At 71.0% G+C, this 17,547-nt stretch carries 13 protein-coding genes and 1 pseudogene; 5 read left to right on the plus strand and 9 right to left on the minus strand.

The window, feature by feature from the left end; genetic code table 11:
- Positions 1-38: 38 nt before the first annotated feature.
- The gene (locus ACZ4SA_RS16375; protein WP_468274651.1) at positions 39-1,697 is read right to left on the minus strand and encodes a PucR family transcriptional regulator; all 1,659 of its coding nucleotides are present in this window, start codon (positions 1,695-1,697) and stop codon (positions 39-41) included.
- 320 nt (positions 1,698-2,017) lie between these two features.
- Between ACZ4SA_RS16375 and ACZ4SA_RS16380 the strand changes: the two genes are divergently transcribed.
- Entirely contained in the window at positions 2,018-3,457 is a 1,440-nt protein-coding gene (locus ACZ4SA_RS16380; protein ID WP_468274653.1) for an NAD-binding protein, read from the plus strand.
- 135 nt (positions 3,458-3,592) lie between these two features.
- Here ACZ4SA_RS16380 and ACZ4SA_RS16385 read toward each other — a convergent pair.
- The 6 genes and pseudogenes from ACZ4SA_RS16385 to ACZ4SA_RS16410 form a co-directional block, all read right to left on the minus strand.
- Positions 3,593-4,039: pseudogene (locus ACZ4SA_RS16385) on the minus strand (PLP-dependent aminotransferase family protein); the annotation flags it as partial.
- A gap of 144 nt (positions 4,040-4,183) precedes the next feature.
- The gene (locus tag ACZ4SA_RS16390; RefSeq protein WP_468274655.1) at positions 4,184-5,152 is read right to left on the minus strand and encodes an ABC transporter substrate-binding protein; all 969 of its coding nucleotides are present in this window, start codon (positions 5,150-5,152) and stop codon (positions 4,184-4,186) included.
- Positions 5,153-5,205: 53 nt separating this feature from the next.
- Positions 5,206-7,197, minus strand: coding sequence for an ABC transporter permease (locus tag ACZ4SA_RS16395; protein ID WP_468274657.1), 1,992 nt, complete (start codon positions 7,195-7,197; stop codon positions 5,206-5,208).
- Between the two features lie 52 nt (positions 7,198-7,249).
- Entirely contained in the window at positions 7,250-8,308 is a 1,059-nt protein-coding gene (locus ACZ4SA_RS16400) for a quaternary amine ABC transporter ATP-binding protein (RefSeq protein WP_468274660.1), read from the minus strand.
- Positions 8,308-9,834 (minus strand): GMC family oxidoreductase, encoded by a 1,527-nt coding sequence (locus tag ACZ4SA_RS16405; RefSeq protein ID WP_468274663.1) that lies wholly within the window; start codon positions 9,832-9,834, stop codon positions 8,308-8,310. Before ACZ4SA_RS16405 ends, ACZ4SA_RS16400 begins: the two co-directional genes overlap by 1 nt.
- Positions 9,835-9,861: 27 nt before the next feature.
- On the minus strand, positions 9,862-11,349 hold the full coding sequence (locus ACZ4SA_RS16410) for an aldehyde dehydrogenase family protein (RefSeq protein WP_468274665.1): 1,488 nt from the start codon (positions 11,347-11,349) through the stop codon (positions 9,862-9,864).
- A 1,138-nt stretch (positions 11,350-12,487) separates the two neighbouring features.
- Between ACZ4SA_RS16410 and ACZ4SA_RS16415 the strand changes: the two genes are divergently transcribed.
- Positions 12,488-13,840, plus strand: a complete 1,353-nt coding sequence (locus ACZ4SA_RS16415; protein WP_468274668.1) for an alpha/beta fold hydrolase — start codon at positions 12,488-12,490, stop codon at positions 13,838-13,840.
- Positions 13,837-15,426, plus strand: a complete 1,590-nt coding sequence (locus ACZ4SA_RS16420) for an alpha/beta fold hydrolase (protein ID WP_468274670.1) — start codon at positions 13,837-13,839, stop codon at positions 15,424-15,426. The genes ACZ4SA_RS16415 and ACZ4SA_RS16420 overlap by 4 nt, the downstream gene beginning before the upstream one ends.
- Here the strand turns inward: ACZ4SA_RS16420 and ACZ4SA_RS16425 are convergent, their stop codons facing one another.
- Complete coding sequence (locus tag ACZ4SA_RS16425) at positions 15,427-15,945, minus strand: hypothetical protein (protein ID WP_468274673.1); 519 nt, start codon at positions 15,943-15,945, stop codon at positions 15,427-15,429. It abuts the gene before it with no gap.
- Positions 15,920-16,300, minus strand: a complete 381-nt coding sequence (locus ACZ4SA_RS16430) for a DUF6415 family natural product biosynthesis protein (protein ID WP_468274675.1) — start codon at positions 16,298-16,300, stop codon at positions 15,920-15,922. Before ACZ4SA_RS16430 ends, ACZ4SA_RS16425 begins: the two co-directional genes overlap by 26 nt.
- A gap of 107 nt (positions 16,301-16,407) precedes the next feature.
- On the opposite strand from ACZ4SA_RS16430, the gene ACZ4SA_RS16435 reads away from it, so the two are divergent.
- Both ACZ4SA_RS16435 and ACZ4SA_RS16440 read left to right on the plus strand, forming a co-directional pair.
- On the plus strand, positions 16,408-17,247 hold the full coding sequence (locus tag ACZ4SA_RS16435) for a helix-turn-helix domain-containing protein (protein ID WP_468274677.1): 840 nt from the start codon (positions 16,408-16,410) through the stop codon (positions 17,245-17,247).
- On the plus strand, positions 17,244-17,435 hold the full coding sequence (locus ACZ4SA_RS16440) for a DUF397 domain-containing protein (RefSeq protein WP_468274680.1): 192 nt from the start codon (positions 17,244-17,246) through the stop codon (positions 17,433-17,435). Before ACZ4SA_RS16435 ends, ACZ4SA_RS16440 begins: the two co-directional genes overlap by 4 nt.
- The last annotated feature ends 112 nt before the right edge of the window (positions 17,436-17,547 follow it).

Consider the following 17,547-nt stretch of genomic DNA (forward strand, 5'->3'; position numbering starts at 1 on the left):
TGGCGGGCAGCCCCCGACCACGTCCCGGGCGCCCCGGGTCACCTACCGGACGGCACGGTCATCGACCCGTTCTCCAGGAGCAGTTGCAGATGGGAGAAGAGGCACTGATGAGGATCGGAGAGATCGATCCCGCTGACCGCCTCGGCCCGCTTCAGACGGTAGCGGAGGGTGTTCGGGTGGACGTGCAGCGACCGCGCGGCCGCTCGCACATTGCCGAGTGTCCCCAAGTACGCAAGCACGGACTGCACAAGACCGGACTCGTGCTCGGCCTCGTAGGCGAGGAGGGCGGTGACGCGGGGATCACGAAGACGCGGATGCTGCTCCAGCAGTGCGAGCGCCTCGCTGAGCAGGACCTCGGAGCGTACGTCGGCGATGGTGGCCACACGCTGCTTGCCGCCGCGCATGACGATGTCGAGCACCTGGTCCGCCTCGGCCCTCGACTGGGCGATCGCGTGCAGACCGCCGACCACCGAGCCGACGGCGGCGCGGACGTCGAGCTTCAGGCGCTGGCTCGCCGCCCGCACGATCTCGCCCGCCAGTCCGCAGGCGGTGCTCTCCCCGGGCTGCTCGGGCAGGCCCGGGAGCAGCATGTAGACGCGTCCGTCGGCGGCGGTGACCAGTGACCGCCGCCGGTACGCGGCCGCGTGGACGGAGATCAGGCTCATCATTGTCGCCCTGCGCATCTCGAAGGCCGGACGGCCGGCGTCGCTGCCTGCGCTGCCGCCCGTCACGCCCGCGTCCAGCGTGAACGCCGCCACGACCGCCGGTTCCTCCAGATCGGCCCCGATGTTGTCGGCGAAGGTTCGGGGGTCGATGTGCCCCTCCAGCATCCGGCGGAACAGGCTCTGCTCGAACTCCAGGTCGGGCGAGGCTCCGGTACGCCGCCGGACGAGCTGCAGAGCGGCCGCCCGCGCGGCCCCGACCAGCGCGTTCTCCGCATTGTCCGCCAGTGGGTTCTGGCCCTCCTGCACCCAGATGGAACCGAGGAGCTGCTCGTCGACACGGATGCCGATGGCCAGTCGCCTTCTGATTCCTCTCTCCGGCCGTTCGTCGACATGCACGACGTCGTCACCGGCGCGCAGCCGGTCGAAGACGCCCCACTCCCGCAGCAGGGCGAGGTAGTCGGCCGGGCCCTGCCAGCCCAGGATCGACAGCCGGCGCAGTTCGTCGACCTCGTCGTCCGAACGGGAGTAGGCCAGCACGCGGTTGGCGCTGTCCTCGATACTCACGATGCCGCCGGTGAGAGCGGCGACGGTCTGTGCGAGGGCGAACAGGTCGGCCTGCCGTCCGGCTTCCGGCACCATGACGCGCGCGTCGGCGACAACACCCCGGGCGAGTGAGTCTAGTTGGGCCCAGCGCACCTCGGGCCGCACGCAGAGGACCACTGTCCCGGTGTCCGCGGCGAGGCTCTTCAACTCGTCGAGATCCTCACCGTGTTCCGTTTTCAGGGCCACGGCCGCGGCTCCCCGGCCCGCGGCAGCGCGGGCGAGGGGGTGGGCCCGTCGGCCACGTGCACCGATGATCAGGACAAGGTCGTCGCGGTAGGAGTCCGGCTCGTCGTCGGCGTCCAGAATGACGACGTCGTTGATCTCGACGTCGAGACCGCCGGGCGCGGCGACCAGTTCGATGACCGGATCGCCGAGCGCCATCAGCAGTTGCCGTACGACCGCGCCGGCCGGTCTGCTTGTGTTGGCCATGGTCACCACCTGTCCTGCACACGAGCGGATGCGCCAGGCAAGATCCCCGTGGGGGTCGGGGAGACCGGGCACCGTACCCCGCGGCCTGGACTTCCTCACCGTGTGACCGTCTGCCACGAGCGTGATGCCGCTCGGCGTGCCGTGCCGGTGGCACCGACGGTACTCGGTGGGCAGGAGCCCATACAACAGTCCAAGCCGGACGCCCCGTGTCGTGCGATCGGCCAACGCGTGCGGCGACCCCCTGGACATACCGACAAGGTGCCCGAGGGCCGGACTCCGTACGGTCGAGGGAGCTGGGCAACGATCTCCGAGGAGCGCTGATGCTGGTCCCCGAGCAGGGTGACGGTCATACGGGCAGGCGGCTTCTGCTGGTCGGCGACGATGAGCTGACGACGGCGGTCGCCGACTACGCGACGGCGTGGGGCGCACGGGTCGGCCGGCTGTCCGCACCGTCGGCCGAGGCTCTCGGCGAGGCGCTGGAGCGGGACGTCGACGTCGTGGTGGTCGTCTCCCGGGAGGACATCCAGGCTCTTCGGTACGCCCTGCTCGTCGAGCACGCACGCCCCGGGATTCGGCTGCTGGTGACGCTGTTCGACCGGACGGTGGCCGGTGAGGTCGTGCGTTCGGTGCCCAACTGCACGGTGATCGGCATGACGGACGCCCTGGTGCCGGCTCTGCTCGGCCCGTGCGTCGCCGACCGTCTGGTGACCCTGTGCCGCACCCCGGACGGGAACCGGCTGGGCGTGGCGAGTGCGGCGGACGGCCTGCGGTCCGGGGCGGGCGTCACCCCGGACGGTCTGCGGGTGGAGTCGTCGCCCGAGGTCAGGATCGGTGCGGCGCGCAGACTGTGGCATCGGGTGCACGCCCAGGTCAGGCCGCTCGACGGCACGACGCACACGCTGCTGATCGGACTGGCCGGACTGGTCTGCGTATTCGTGCTGGACACCGTGCTGGGCGCGCTCGTGCTGGGCGAGCCCCTCGTTGCCGCCGCATGGCATTCGGCGCTCGTCCTGACCACGGTGGACGCGGGCGGGGCGGACCCCCACGCACCGGCCTGGTACCTGATGCTGTCGACGTTGAGTCTGCTGTGCGTCCTCGGCTTCTCCGCGCTGTTCACCGCCGGACTGGTCGACCGGATGACCTCCGGCCGTCTGACGGGCATCGTCGGCGCCCGGGCAGTACCCCGACGCGGTCATGTCATCGTGGTGGGGCTCGGCCAGGTCGGCCTGCGTCTCTGTCTGGAGCTGCAGCGTCTCGGCATCGGGGTGGTGGCCGTCGAGCGCGACCGGCGTGCGGCCTGTGTTCCGGTAGCGAAATCGCTCGGGATACCCGTGATGTTCGGGCGCGCGGGCGACCGTTTCCTGCTGCGGAAACTCGCGCTGCCCCGCGCGCGGGCGATCGTCGCCGCCTCTTCGGACGTACTGGAGAACATCGCCGTCGCGGTGGCGGCGCGGGCAGTGGCACCTGATCAGCGGATCGTACTGCGGGCGGGCGGGGAGGAGGATGTGACGTCGGAGTCCCGGTACCTGTTCCGGATCGCGACCGTCTGTGACACCCATCAGGTGGGCGGCTCCTACATCGCAGCCATGGCGCTGGGCCTGAAACCGCTGGCGACGTTCGCCGTCGGCGCTCGCGTATACGTACTGCACGGCGATGGACAGGTGCACGAGGCCGGCCGGTGTGTGCGGGTGTGCTCGCCCGGTCCGTTCGCACCCCCCGTTCGCTCCTCTGCCCCTGCCCCTGCCCCCGTCGCCGAGTGACCTTCGCGGCGTCCGGACGGACGTGATCATCCGTGCCGATGCCACGGAGAAGCCGATGCCACGGAGAATCGGTGCACGCTCCGTGGCGGGGCGCCCGGCACGGCACGGTCCGGCCCAGAGACCGGCACGGCCCGTCTAGCCCAGGGCCCGGCACAGCGCGTCCAGCGCGCCCGCCCAGGCGCTGTCCGGCGGGGTGGCGTAGCCGACGACGAGCGCGTCCCTGCCGGGTGGCGTGTCCGGGTGCCGGAAGCGGCCGAGCGGCTCGACGGCCAGGCCCTGCCACGCCGCCGCCCGGACGGCCGACTGCTCCGTGCCCGGCGGCAGTTCGAGAACGGCGTGCAGCCCGGCGGCGATACCGCTCACCCTGATGCCGGGGGCGTGCGCGGCCAGTTCCCGCACCAGCTCGTCGCGGCGGCGCCGATAACGCAGCCGCATGCCCCGTACATGCCGGTCGTAGGCACCGGAGGTGATGAACTCCGCGAGCGTGAGCTGGTCAGGGGTGCTCGACATCCATTCGGCGCCGCCCTTGGCCTCCAGCACCTCGTCGACCAGGTCCGGCGGCAGCACCATCCACGCGGAACGGTCAGTGATCGTGCTGCGCGACGCGGACGGCACCGAGGCCGCAGTCCGCGCCGCGCTCGACAGGACGGCGTGGCCCGCCCGGGGCCGGGGGCGCGGCACCTGTGGCGCCGGCCCCGGCCCCGGGACCCGGTCTCACCAGGGGCGCTACTTCTTCGGCAGCCATGCCTTCCACGTCGACTCGTTGGCCTTGACCCACTTCTCGGCCGCCGCCTCGGGGGACATCTTCTCCCCGGCGATCATCTGCGCGACCTCGTTCTGCTGCTCGGTCGACCACTTGAAGTTCTTCAGGAACTCGGCCGCGTCCCCGCCGTTCTTCGCGAAGTCGGCGTTGAGGAACTTCTGCAGCGGGGTGTTCGGGTAGGCGCAGGCGACCTTCTTCGGGTCGGCGTCGCAGCCCTCCTTGTACTCCGGGAGCTTGACCTCGACGAGCTCGACCTCGGCGTTCAGCCACTGCGGCGTCCACCAGTAGGTGAGGAAGGGCTTCTTGTCCTTGACGTACTTCTTGATGGCCGTGATCTGCGCCGCCTCGGAACCCGCGTAGTTCGTCTTCAGGTTCAGGTCGAGGTTCTTGATGATCGCGTCGTCGTTGGTGACGTAGTCCGGGGAGCCTTCGAGGATCTCGCCCTTGCTGCCGCTCTCGGCGGTCGCGAACTCCTTGGCGTACTTGTTGAGGTTCTTCCAGTCCGTCACATCGGGGTGCGCGTCGGCGAAGTACTTGGGCACGAACCAGCCGATGTGGCCGGTGACACCGAGATCCCCGCCCTTGACGACGGTCTTCTTGTCCTCGACGTACCGCTTCTCTTCCTTCGGGTGACCCCAGTCCTCCATGATCGCGTCGACGTCGCCCTTGGAGAGCGCGTCCCAGGCGAGCACCTCGCCCATCTGCTGGGACTTGACCGTGTAGCCGAGCTCCTTCTCCAGGATGTACTCGGCGACGGCCGTGTTGGCCTGCGCGCCGACCCAGGAGGGAACGGTGAGCTTCACGGTCTTGTCACCGCCGGCCGCGTCCTGGCTCTTGCCGGTGTCCGCGGCGCTGCACGCGCTGAGCGTCAGGACGCCCAGGGCGCCGACGAGGGCGGTGGCGGTGCGGATGGTTCTGGTGCGGTTTCGCATGATGGTGCTCCTGCTGTTCGTGACGGGGACGTCGGTGGTGGGTCTGTGGTGGTTCACGGTCGGTTGCGCTTCCGGGTGGCGGGCTGCGTGACCCTGTCGAGGACGAGGCCGAGGCAGACGATCGCCAGACCGGCGGTCATCCCGAGGCCCATCTCGCCGCGGGACAGGCCCTTGACGACGTCGTAGCCGAGCGCCCCGCCGCCGACGAGTGCGCCGACGACGACCACGGCGAGAACCAGCACGACGCCCTGGTTGACGGCGAGCTGGAGAGCCGGCCGGGCGAGCGGCAGCTGGACCTGGAAGAGCTGCTGCCTGGTCGAGGCGCCGAGTGAGCGTGCCGCTTCCATGGCCGCGGGGTCGACGTCGCGCAGGCCCTGTGCGGTGATGCGCACGACGGCGGGCAGCGCGTACACGACGGCGGCGATGATGGCCGATGCTCTGGTGACTCCGAAGAGCGCCACGACCGGGATGAGGTAGACGAACTGCGGCATCGTCTGCATGGCGTCGAGAACGGGCCTCAGCCAGCGCTCGAGGCGCCCGGCGCGGGCGCACACGACGCCCACGAGCACGCCGACGACCAGCGTGACGACCAGCGCGGCCAGCACCTGCGAGAGCGTGTTCAGGGACTTCGTCCATACGCCGAGCACGCCGATCGCCGACATCGCGAGCGTGGCCGTCAGGGCGGTCGCCCAGGTGCCGACGATCCAGGCCAGGGCCGCGACGATCAGCAGGACCGACCACCAGGGCAGCCAGAGAAGGCCGTCCCGCAGCGGGTTGAGGATCCACAGGGTGAACTGCTCCGACCAGACCTCGGTGCCGCCGAGCACCGGGATGCCGGACGAGAGGTGCTCGGTGATCCAGCCCTGCGCCTTGTTCACCGGCGTGGAGATGTTGAACGTCCAGGCCTCGGGCCACGCGCCGCCGATCAGGAACCGGGCCGACACGGCCACGGCGGCGCCCGCCGCGACCAGGCCCCAGCCGGAGCGGCCGTGCAGCAGTCCGCCGCCCGGGACGCTGTGGCCGATCCGGTCGCCGGCCGCCGCCGTCGTGCGGTCCAGCCAGATGGCGATCAGCACGATCGGGATGCCGGCGGTGAGCGCCTTGCCGACGTCGACGGTGGAGAGCGCCGAGTAGACCTCTTCACCGAGGCCGCCCGCGCCGACGAGGGCGGCGATGACCACCATCGACAGCGCCATCATGATCGTCTGATTGAGGCCGAGCAGCATCTGCCGGCGGGCGAGCGGAATCCGGGCGGTCCGCAGGCGCTGCCACGGGCTCGCGCCGAGCGACGCGGACGCCTCGAGCACCGAGGGGTCGGCGCCGCGCAGGCCGAGCGCCGTGAGACGGGCCATGGGCGGGGCGGCGTAGATGACGGTGCAGAACAACGCGGCCGGTGTGCCGGTGCCGAAGACCAGCACGAAAGGCAGCAGATACGCGAAGGCCGGCAGGACCTGCATCGTGTCGAGCACCGGTCGCAGCGCGCGGTTGATCCGGTCGGACAGGCCGGCCGCCAGGCCGATCAGCACTCCGAGCAGCGCGGCGGCCGCCACGGCGACGACCATCAGCGCGATGGTCAGCAACGTGGCGTCCCACATGCCCAGCAGCCCGCACAGCGCGAACGCGCCGAACGCGGTCGCGGCCACCTTCGCCCCGCTGCGGCCGAGTCCGGCGGCGCGCCAGGCGACGAGGACGCCGACGGCGAGTACTCCGAGCCAGCCCATCGAGTGCAGCAGGTCGTACACGCCGCCGACCGCGTCGGTGGCGGTGTTGGACAGGTGCAGCAGGAAGAAGAGGAAGAGCGGGTGGGAGTCGCGGTTGTCGATGACCCACTTGTTGGCGTCGTCGAGCGGTCCCGAGATGTCGACGTGCAGCGCCTCCGGCCAGCTCCCGCTGCCCCACAGGGTGATCCCGGCGGGTACGAGGAGGACCGCGAGCGCGGCGAGCGCCAGCAGCTTGCCCTGCACGGGACTGCGCAGGACGTCGCGGAACGACCGCCCGGTGATGTTCTTCTTCTCCGCGGCGGGCGCGGACACGGCGGCGGTCATCGGCGCCACCGCCCGTCGGCGTTCCGGCGGGGTGTCAGGTGCGGTCTGCGGATCACGCGGCGGCCTCCTTGACGGCCGTCGTCGCTCCCGCCACCACACGCAACAGGTCCGTGTGGCCGACGACGCCCAGGAAGCGGCCGTCCTCGACGACGCGGGCGGACCGTCCGGTGCGGGCCACGGCCTCGATCGCCTCGAAGACGGTCGCACCGGGCGCCAGAGCCGGTCCGTCCTCTCCCTCGTCGCCGTCGGCGGGCCGCATGGCCGTGCGCACGGTCATGACCTGCTCGCGCGGCACGTCGCGGACGAAGTCCCGCACGTAGTCGTCGGCCGGATCGCCGACGATCTCCTCGGGGGTGCCCAGCTGGACGATCCTGCCGTCGCGCATCAGCGCGATCCGGTCGCCGAGCTTGAGCGCCTCGTTCAGGTCGTGCGTGATGAAGACCATCGTGCGGCCCTCCTCGCGGTGCAGCCGTACGACCTCCTCCTGCATGTCGCGCCGGATCAGCGGGTCGAGCGCGCTGAACGGCTCGTCGAACAGCAGCACTTCCGGGTCGACGGCGAGGGCCCGGGCAAGGCCGACGCGCTGCTGCTGACCACCGGAGAGCTGGCCGGGACGGCGTGACTCCATGCCCTCCAGGCCGACCTTGGTGACGAATTCCGCGGCGCGCCTGCGCCGTTCCGCGCGGCCCACGCCCTGGATCTCGAGCCCGTAGGCGACGTTGTCCAGGACCGAGCGGTGCGGGAGCAGGCCGAAGTGCTGGAAGACCATGGACGCGCGGTGCCGGCGCAGTTCGCGCAGGCGCCCGGCGTCCATCGACAGCACGTCCTCCCCGTCGATGGCGATCGAGCCGGACGTCGGCTCGATGAGCCTCGTCAGGCAGCGCACCAGCGTCGACTTTCCGGATCCGGACAGACCCATGACGACGAAGACCTCGCCCTTGCGGACGTCGAAGGAGACATCGCGCACGGCGGCGGTGCAACCGGTGCGGCTGCGCAGTTCGGTCGCGTCGAGGGCTTCGAACTCTGGGTTCGAGGGCACCCGGTCGGCCTTCGGACCGAAGACCTTCCACAGGTCGCGTACGGAAAAGACAGACGGCGGCGGAGTACTCATCAGGCATTACCTCCCAGCAGGTCCGCGCATTTCTCCCCGACCATCAGAACGCCGATCATCGGGTTGACGGCCGTCATCGTCGGGAAGACGGACGCGTCGGCGATCCGGATGCCGTCGAGGCCCCGGATCTTCAAGTCGGGTGCGACGACGGCGAGTTCGTCGTCGGCCGCTCCCATCCGGCAGGTGCCGGCCGGGTGGTAGACGGTGTGCGCGACCTTGCGCGCGTACTCGCTGATGTCCTCGTCGGAGGTGACCTCGGGCCCCGGGCAGACCTCGCGCTTCAGCCACCCGGCGAGCGGCTCGCGCGCCGCGATCTCGCGCGCCAGCTTGATGCCGTCGACGAGGGTGCGGCCGTCGTAGTCGTCCTCGTCCGAGAAGTAGCGGAAGTCCAGCGCCGGCTTCACCTCGGGGTCGGCGCTGGTCAGGTACAGCCGGCCGCGGCTCCTGGGCTTGGGGATGTTCGGGGTCATCGACACACCGTGCGCGGGCCGCTCGTAGCCGAGGCGCTCCGGGTTGTCGGTGAAGGGGATCTGGTAGAAGTGGAACATCAGGTCGGGACCCGCGGACGCGGGGTCCCGCCGTACGAAGAGCCCGGCGTCGCTGTCCATCGCGGAGTTCTCCGGGATGGGCCCGTGGGTCTCCCAGACGATGACCGACTCCGGGTGGTCGAGCAGGTTCTCGCCGACGCCCGGCAGGTCGTGGACGACGGGTATGCCGAGCTTCTCCAGATCGGCGCGCGGCCCGATGCCGGAGTGCATCAGCAGCCGGGGCGTGTCGACGGCGCCCGCACAGACGAGGACCTCGCGGCGGGCGCGCACGACGCGCTCCTCGCCGTCCTTGGCGCGCACGTGCACGCCGGTCGCGCGCGTGCCGTCGAGCTCCAGCCGGAACGCCCAGGTCTCCAGCGCGATGTGGAGGTTCGGCCGGTCCAGGAAGGGGTGCAGATAGGCGACCGACGCCGAGGAGCGCTTGTTGTTCTCCGGGTGGTAGGCGAGGTCGAAGAAGCCGACGCCCTCGTGGAAGGGCTTCTTGTTGAATCCCTCGATCCGCGGCACCTCGAGCGCGGTCTGCGCGGCGTCGACGAAGTCGCGGGCGATGGCGTTCCGGTCGGCCTCGTCGACGGGAACGACGTTGTTGCGCAGCTTCGCGAAGTACGGGTCCATGGCGGCCGCGTCCCAGCCGTCGGCGCCCGCCTCGGCCCACTCGTCCCAGTCGGAGGGCAGCGGCTTGAAGGCGATGAGCGTGTTGTGCGACGAGCAGCCGCCGAGCACCCGTGCGCGGCTGTGCCGGATGTGGGAGTTGCCGCGGGGCTGCTCGGTGGTCGGGTAGTCGTAGTCGAGCTCGCCGCCGAGCAGTCCCATCCAGCGGCGCAGGGTCAGTACGTCGTCGCGGCCGACGTCGCTCGGGCCGCCCTCGATGACGGCGACGGTGATGTCGGGGTCCTCGGTGAGGCGGGAGGCGATCACGGAACCGGCGGTGCCGCCTCCGACGACGACATAGTCGTACTCGTGGATCTGGTCGGTCATGGTGCGTTTTTTCCTCGACTCGGCGACTCAGCCCGCGAACCAGCGCACGGGGCGCGGGGCGAGGTTCTGGTAGATGTGCTTGGCCTCGCGGTATTCGGCGAGGCCGGCGGGGCCCAGCTCACGGCCGACGCCCGACTTGCCGAAGCCGCCCCACTCCGCCTGCGGCAGATACGGGTGGAAGTCGTTGATCCAGACGGTGCCGTGCCGCATCCGTCCGGCCATCCGGCGCGCCCGGCCGGCGTCGGCGGTCCACACGGCGCCCGCGAGGCCGTACTCGGTGTCGTTGGCGAGCTCGAGGGCCTCTTCCTCGGTGCGGAAGGTCTCGACGGTCATGACCGGGCCGAAGATCTCCTCGCGGATGACGCGCATGGAGCGGTGGCAGTGGTCGAGGACGGTGGGCCGGTAGAAGTATCCGGGCCCTTCCGGCTTCTCGCCGCCCGCCCGCAGCACCGCGCCTTCGGCGAGCGCGGAGGCAACGAAGTCCTCGGTTTTCGCGAGCTGCTGCGCGGAGACGAGCGGGCCGCACTCGACGTCCTTCTCGCTGCCGCGGCCGAGGCGGATCTTCCCGGCCCTGCGCGCCAGTTCGGCGACGAACCTTTCGCGCAGCGATTCCTCGATGATGAGCCGTGATCCGGCGGAGCAGACCTGGCCGCTGTGGATGAACGCGGCGTTCAGTGCCTGGTCGACGGCGGTGTCGAAGCTCTCCGGCGTGGTGCACGCGTCGGCGAAGACGACGTTCGGGTTCTTGCCGCCGAGTTCGAGGGCGACCTTCTTGACGCTGTCGGCGGCGGCGCGGGCCACCTTCGTACCGCTGACGAGCCCGCCGGTGAAGGACACGAGGTCCACGCCGGGGTGCTCGGCCAGGCGCGCGCCGACCTGGTCGCCGGGGCCGGTGACGATGTTCGCGGCGCCGGGGGGCAGTCCGGCCTCCATCAGCAGGTCGATCAGGGCGACCGTGGTCAGCGGCGTGATCTCACTGGGCTTGATCACAAAAGTGTTGCCCGCGGCGAGCGCCGGGGCAATCTTCCAACTCGCCTGAAGGAGTGGATAGTTCCACGGCGTGATCAACGCGCAGACGCCGACCGGCTCGTGCACGACGACGCTGTGGATCTCCTCGGACCCGGCGTCGACGACGCGGCCGCCGCTCTCGTTCGTGACGAGGTCGGCGAAGTAGAGGAACGCGTCGCGTACGCAGTCGACGTCGATCCGCCCCTCTTCGAGGGTCTTGCCGGCGTCCTGGCTCTCCAGCGCGCCGAGCTTCTCCCTGTCCCGCTCCAGCAGCGCGGCGACGCGGCGCAGCAGGGCGGCCCGCTCGGCGACCGGGGTACGCGGCCAGGTGCCGTCGTCGAAGGCGGCGCGGGCGCAGTCGACGGCGTCATCGGTGTCGGCGACGCCGCCCTCGGCCACGACGGCGAAGACGCTCCCGTCCACCGGGTCGATGATGTCGCGCGTGGCTCCGGAGACGGCGAATCGCCACTCTCCGCCCACGTGAATGGTCTGCTGTACTGCCGACACGTCCTGTTTGGCCTTTCGTTCCCGTTTTGCACCGCACCGGTCACACACCCCGGCGATCTGGCCGCCTGCCCGGAAGAGCGGCAACCATGCGCAACGGTTGACGGAATGTGTCCACGCTCACTTTGCGCCAACGTTTTGCGCCGACTTCAGGCGCCGTCGTCACGCACAGTGTTCGCAGTGATACGACCGCCCCGCGTACCTCGGTCCACGTCAACCCGGGCGCGCCGGGCCAGTAGCCCCCGGCACGGCCGGTCCGCCGTCCGGTCGATCAGCAGGCAGCCGCGGGGCAGGCGCCGGCCGGCGGTGACGAAGCCATCGCCGCCCACCTCAAGAACGGCTACAGGGCGCCGCTCAGGACGGTCTACGGGGCGAGGTCTGCTGTGTCGTGAACCGGCGGCGGCAACGGCACGAAGCGGGCCGCGACCACGGCCCCGGAGACGGACACCCAGGAGTCGTGCCGCCCCCACGGCAGCCGCCGAAGCCCAGGCCGCACAGGTCCACCAGGACCTGCTGATGCCGGTGAACCCGATGGTGCAGCCCTCCGGTGCGGCGGGAACCGACTGCCGCGGCTGCCCGGCAGCTCGCGGTCCGGCAGCCCGGACCGCGGGCTGCCGGATCACCGCTTCGGGCGAACGTGCGCGCGCGTCTGCCCGTCGGCCGACTACGCGGCACTGCCGCCGGGACCGGGGCGGGCCCCGGGGCGATGCCGACGTCCCGAACGGAGCCCACGAGTGGTGGACGTCTACCCGCAGGCTCAGGCTGGCGAACGCAGTGCCTGCCCGGCCATACGGCGGCGGGCGGAGCCACGTGGCGTCGGCGGCCGGGGGCGTCAGAGAGACGGGATCAGATGACGGAACAGGGCATCAGTCCGGGTCGTCCGCCCTCCGTTCGCGGGAGCGGCAGGTCCGTGCGAAGGCGGGGACACCACCGGTACGCACGGCGACGCTCCCGGCGGGCGCGCACCACGATGGCGCTCGTCGCAGGAGGTCTGGTCTTCCTGGGAGCGGCCTGCACGACACCGAGCGGTGTCGTGTCAGCACCCGGCGGCGGGCCCGTGTCAGGCCCCCCGGAGCGGTTCGTGCCCGGTCCTTGCCCGAAGACGCCCGAGCCGGTCCCGGGGCGGTGCGGATTCCTGGAGGTGCCCGAGAACCGCGCCCACCGGGGAGGCCGGACCATCCGGCTGGCCGTTGCGATCATTCCGGCCGCCTCGAAGACACCGGCCGAGGACCCGGTGGTGTTCATGACCGGGGGTCCCGGAGGCGACGCGATCGGGGACATTCCCTTCCTGGTCGACGCCGGCGTGAACCGGGACCGCGATCTGATCGTCATGGCCCAGCGCGGAACGCTCCATTCGCAGCCGAACCTCGCCTGCCCGGAGATCGACCGTTTCTACGCGGACGCCGTGGGGCTGCGCTACGACGCGCCGTCGACCGGGCGCCTCCTGGTGCGCGCGGCGACGGAATGCCGGGATCGCCTGACGGCCGAGGGAATCGACCTGAGTGCCTACAACACCACCGAGAACGCCGCCGACTACGCCGACCTGCGCAAGGCGCTGGGCATCCACCGGTGGAACGTCTACGGGTACTCCTACGGCACCGACCTGGCCCTCACCTTCCTGCGCCGGCACCCGGAGGGGATCCGCTCGGTGGCGATCGACTCCGTCGTACCGCCGCAGATCGTGAGCCTGCCGTGGACCTGGGACAGCGCCCGGGAAGGCATCGGCGCCATCTTCGCGGCGTGCGAGGCCCAGCCCCGCTGCAAGAGCCGTTACCCGGACCTCCTGCTCACGCTGACGGAGCAGGTCCGGCGCCTGGAGGCGCAGCCCCTCATGCTGACGGCGCGGCCGCCGGGCGGCAAAGACCCGGTGAAGGTCGTCCTCGACGGGGGTGCGCTGGTGAACCTGCTGGTCGCCAACGCCGTCCCGGCCGTCGACGTCCCCGCCGCCCTCGACGAACTCGCCCACGGGCGCCCCGAGCGCTTTGCGCAGGCCCGCGCCGCCGGCGCGACACCCGTCATCGGCGAGGTAGCCCACGGCCTCACGCAGTCGGTGGCATGCAGCGAGTGGGTGCCGGGCCATTCGCGGTCCGACCTGCTGAAGGCAGGGCGTCGAGCCTTCCCCGGCTGGCCGGACACGGTCCTGGCCCACGCACCGCAGCTTCCCTTCGAGCACGACGTCTGCCGCGTCTGGAACGTCCCGGACCGCACGTCCGTCCAGCGGGTGGCGACCGTCAGCACGGTGCCGACGCTCATCGTCTCCGGGACCTTCGACGCGAAGACCGGGGCGCGCTGGGGGCCGTTCACGGGCCGTACGCTGCGCCGTTCGACGGCCGTGCAGATTCCCGGAATCGGCCACTGGGTGGTCCCCCAGTCGCCCTGCGCGCAAAACGTCCTGGCTTCCTTCCTCACGCGTCCGACCGCGCCCGACACCTCGTGCGTGGCAGGACTCTCACCGAGACCGTTCACCATCACCCCTGACCCGGAGAGCACATGATGGCCATCCGCGCTCCCCACCACCGGTACGCCGCGCGACGGCTCCCGGCCGTTTTGGCCGGGGTCACGGCCAGTGCCCTCGTCGTCGGCCTGGCCGTGACGTCTGCTCGTGCCGGCGGCGACGCCGGAGCACCGCTCGGCACGGTCGCCCGGACGGTGGGCGACGCCCGCTTCGTGCCGGGCCCCTGCCCGAGGACGGCGGACCCGGTCCCCGCTCTCGAGGGGGCCCGCTGCGGGACGCTCACCGTGCCGGAGAACCGTTCCCACCGCAAGGGGCGAAAGATCACCCTCGGGGTCGCGATCGTGCCGGCGGCCACGAGCAGACCGGCACCCGACCCCATCGTGTGGTTCGCCGGCGGGCCCGGCGACGACGCGGTCTCCGAGGCCCAGCTGGCGATCGACGGCGGCCTGAACCGCGACCGGGACGTGATCTTCATGTCCCAGCGGGGGACGTACTCGGCCGACCCGGCGCTCACCTGTCCGGACATCGACGAGTTCAACGCACGCGCCGTCGGCCTCGTCCACGGCGCGCCGTCCACCGGGCGCCTGCACGTCAAGGCGACGCGGACCTGCCGCGAGCAGTCGGCGAAGCGGGCCGACCTCAGCGCCTACAACAGCACCGAGAGCGCCGCCGACTACGCAGCACTGCGCGTGGCGCTGGGCATCGAGCAGTGGAACGTGTTCGGCATCTCGTACGGCACAGACCTGGCTCTCACGTACATGCGCGAGCACCCGAAGGGCATCCGGTCGGTCGGTGTCGACGGCGTCCTGCCGCCGTCCCTGGCAGGGGCGAGCCTGACCTGGAGCGCCGCACGGCAGGGGTTCGACGGCCTGTTCAAGGCCTGTGCGGAGCAGCCCGCCTGCAACCGCCGCTATCCGAACCTGTCGGGCACCTTCGAGCGCCTCGTCCGTGAGCTCGAAGCCCGACCGCTCACCACCACCGTCACGGTCCCGGGCCGCCCGACACCGGTGGAGGTCGTGCTGGACGGCGGGGTCCTGGTGAACTGGCTGACCTCCGCCACCCACCTGGCGGCCGGAGTGCCCCGCTCCATCGATGAGCTGGCCCACGGCAACCCGCAGCGCATCGCCGAGCAGTGGGCGGGGGGCAAGTTCAGCCCGCAGGCCGTCGGGAGGCTTGCTCACGGGCTCGCCTACGGTGTCTTCTGCAGCGAGTGGACACCGTTCGAGAGCGAGACCGATGTGATCCGGGCAGGGCGGCGCGCGTTCCCGTCGTTTCCCCGCTCGGTGCTCGCCAACGCTCCGCAGCTCCCCTTCCTCCATGCGGACTGCCGCGCCTGGGACGTCCCGGCGGCACCGCGCTCGATCCGGAAGGTGACGCGGAGCGACATCCCGACCCTGGTCATGTCAGCCGGGTTCGACGCCCAGACCGGGGCGAGCAACGGTGCGTACGCCGCCCGTACGCTGAGCCGGTCCACCGCCGTCACGGTCCCCTACGTCGCCCATGTCGCCTTCGCCGAGTCGCCGTGTGCGCAAGCGATCACCACCTCGTTCTTCGACAGTCCGACCGCGCCGGACACGGGATGCCTCGCAGGTCTCCAGCCGCCCGAGTTCGAGATCGGGCCGTGATCAGCGCTTCGTGACCGCGCCCCGGTCCCGCCGGGGCACGACGCTCCCAAGGGCGGCGCCGCCCGCGGCGACGGCGAGGAACAGCAGCACCGCGATCGCCGGGTTCACGAAGGCGGGGACGAAGTCGTACGTGTAGCCGTCCGACCAGCGGCAGACCGAGCTCACGGGGAACAGGCTGTCCTGCATGCGCTCGAGGTTCGGGCTGTCCACCGGCGAGGAGTGGCCGTACCGCTGCGGCCCGCAGGTGTACCACTCGTTCTCGAGGCGGATGTAGCACAGGACGCCGAACAGGTAGATCGCCAGCGCCATCGACACGCACACCAGCGAGATGTCCCGAAGCTTTCCCCCGAGCGTCGGTGCGCTGAAGCGGCCGCGGGCGATGAACGCCGGGAACAGGTACACGCTCAGCGTGATCAGGACCAGTAGGCCGAGGATCACGATCCCGAAGGCGGCCAGCCCGTTCTGGCCGGTGTCCGTGGCCAGTTGGACGGTCTCAGGTGTCGCGGTGGTCGAAGGCATGCGCCCCATCCTGCGTCAACGCCGCCCTCGCCGCCGCAAGCTCCTCCCAGTGGTGCAGCAGCGCCCGGCACACCCGGGCCAGTTGCTCCGCCCGCCGCTGCGGGCCCGACCCCGCCACGCCGCCCGCCCGCAGCTTCCGGCGTGCCTCCCCGACGGAGGCGAGGGCCAGGCAGCGGCCCTGTTCGCCGGCGGGCAGCGCGAGGGCCAGTTCCTCGACCTGGCCCACGAGCAGCCCGATGTGAACCCGGAGCAACTGCACCGTCTCCTGGGCGGCGTCTTCGTCCCCGGTGCCTTCCAGGGCTCGGGCCGTCGTCGCGAGGGCCCGGCCCCGTTCGCATGAGGTTTTCTCGTTCATGGCTCGAATGTCCCTGCTCAGGACTAGTTTCACGAGCATCACGCGGTGTACGTGACCGCTGTACGGGCCGTCACCGCCTCCGTACGAGTCGGCAAGGGAGAGTCGACGTGACCGACCACAACGGCGTGTGCGAGGGCTACGACGAGAACGTGCCCGTCAGCATGCGCATCCTCAGTACCCAGATGAAGGCCCTGCGCGAGGGGGCGGACCTGACCCAGCGGGAGCTGGGCGACCGGGCCGGGTTCTCGGAGTCCCAGATCGGGAGCGTGGAGCAGGGCAGGCGGCCGCTGAAAATGGATCTGGCGGTGCAGCTGGAGAAGGTGTTCAAGGTCCCGAAGGTGTTCACGAGCGTCGTGAACGAGCAGCTGAAGGAGCCGCATCCGTCGTGGTTCCAGCCGTTCGCGCAGGCCGAGGCGGAGGCCGTGTCGCTGTCCACGTACCGCAATCAGCTCGTCCACGGGCTGTTGCAGACGGAGGAGTACGCACGGGCCGTCCACGTCGCACACCGTCCGGCGCTCGAGGACGAGGAGATCGAGCGCCGGGTCGCCGCGCGGCTGGCCAGGCAGCAGTTGCTGACGCGGAAGCCCGCACCGTCGCTGAGTTTCATCCTCGAAGAGGTCGTCCTGCAACGGACCGTCGGCGAGCCGGAGGTCATGCGCGAGCAGCTGCTGCATCTGCTGGAGCTCGGCAGGCACCGCCACATCGAGATCCAGGTGATGCCGACCGCGCGCGGCTGCCACGCCGGGCTCGGCGGTCCCTTCACCCTGGTCGAGCCGCGTGACGAGGACATGTGCGCCTACCTCGAAGTGCAGGACGTGGGGCGCCTGATCACCAGTCGCCGCACCGTCAGCCAGCTGGCCAGGCGGTATGGAATCCTCCAGAGCCAGGCCCTTTCCTCCGAGGACTCGGCCGAGTTCATCCGGCGAATGGCGACAGGAGAACGATGAACAACCTCACCTGGTTCAAGTCCAGTTACAGCGGCGGCGGCGGCGAAGACTGCATCGAGATCGCCACCGAGGCCGCCGGCGTCCACATCCGGGACTCCAAGAACACGACCGGCCCGATAGTCGACGTGTCCCCCGCCCCCTGGGAGGACTTCGTCGCGTACGCGGCGGCCGACCGGCGCGCCCGCTGAAGAACCCGCAGGTCGCACCGGATTCGGGGTTTCCAGAATCCGGTGCCCCGCAGGGCTCGGACCCCGCAGCCCCCTTAAAGGACTGGGAAAAGAACCACCCGACCACCCCTCC

This window comes from Streptomyces sp. NPDC027962 (assembly GCF_055566095.1).

Bases quoted from the DNA above. Each gene is read 5' to 3' on its own strand.
- ACZ4SA_RS16430 (WP_468274675.1), bottom strand. From the start codon at position 16,300: ATGAACGAGAAAACCTCATGCGAACGGGGCCGGGCCCTCGCGACGACG.
- ACZ4SA_RS16375 (WP_468274651.1), bottom strand. From the start codon at position 1,697: ATGGCCAACACAAGCAGACCGGCCGGCGCGGTCGTACGGCAACTGCTG.
- ACZ4SA_RS16390 (WP_468274655.1), bottom strand. From the start codon at position 5,152: ATGCGAAACCGCACCAGAACCATCCGCACCGCCACCGCCCTCGTCGGC.
- ACZ4SA_RS16405 (WP_468274663.1), bottom strand. From the start codon at position 9,834: ATGACCGACCAGATCCACGAGTACGACTATGTCGTCGTCGGAGGCGGC.
- ACZ4SA_RS16395 (WP_468274657.1), bottom strand. From the start codon at position 7,197: ATGACCGCCGCCGTGTCCGCGCCCGCCGCGGAGAAGAAGAACATCACC.
- ACZ4SA_RS16400 (WP_468274660.1), bottom strand. From the start codon at position 8,308: ATGAGTACTCCGCCGCCGTCTGTCTTTTCCGTACGCGACCTGTGGAAG.
- ACZ4SA_RS16380 (WP_468274653.1), top strand. From the start codon at position 2,018: ATGCTGGTCCCCGAGCAGGGTGACGGTCATACGGGCAGGCGGCTTCTG.
- ACZ4SA_RS16440 (WP_468274680.1), top strand. From the start codon at position 17,244: ATGAACAACCTCACCTGGTTCAAGTCCAGTTACAGCGGCGGCGGCGGC.
- ACZ4SA_RS16420 (WP_468274670.1), top strand. From the start codon at position 13,837: ATGATGGCCATCCGCGCTCCCCACCACCGGTACGCCGCGCGACGGCTC.
- ACZ4SA_RS16425 (WP_468274673.1), bottom strand. From the start codon at position 15,945: ATGCCTTCGACCACCGCGACACCTGAGACCGTCCAACTGGCCACGGAC.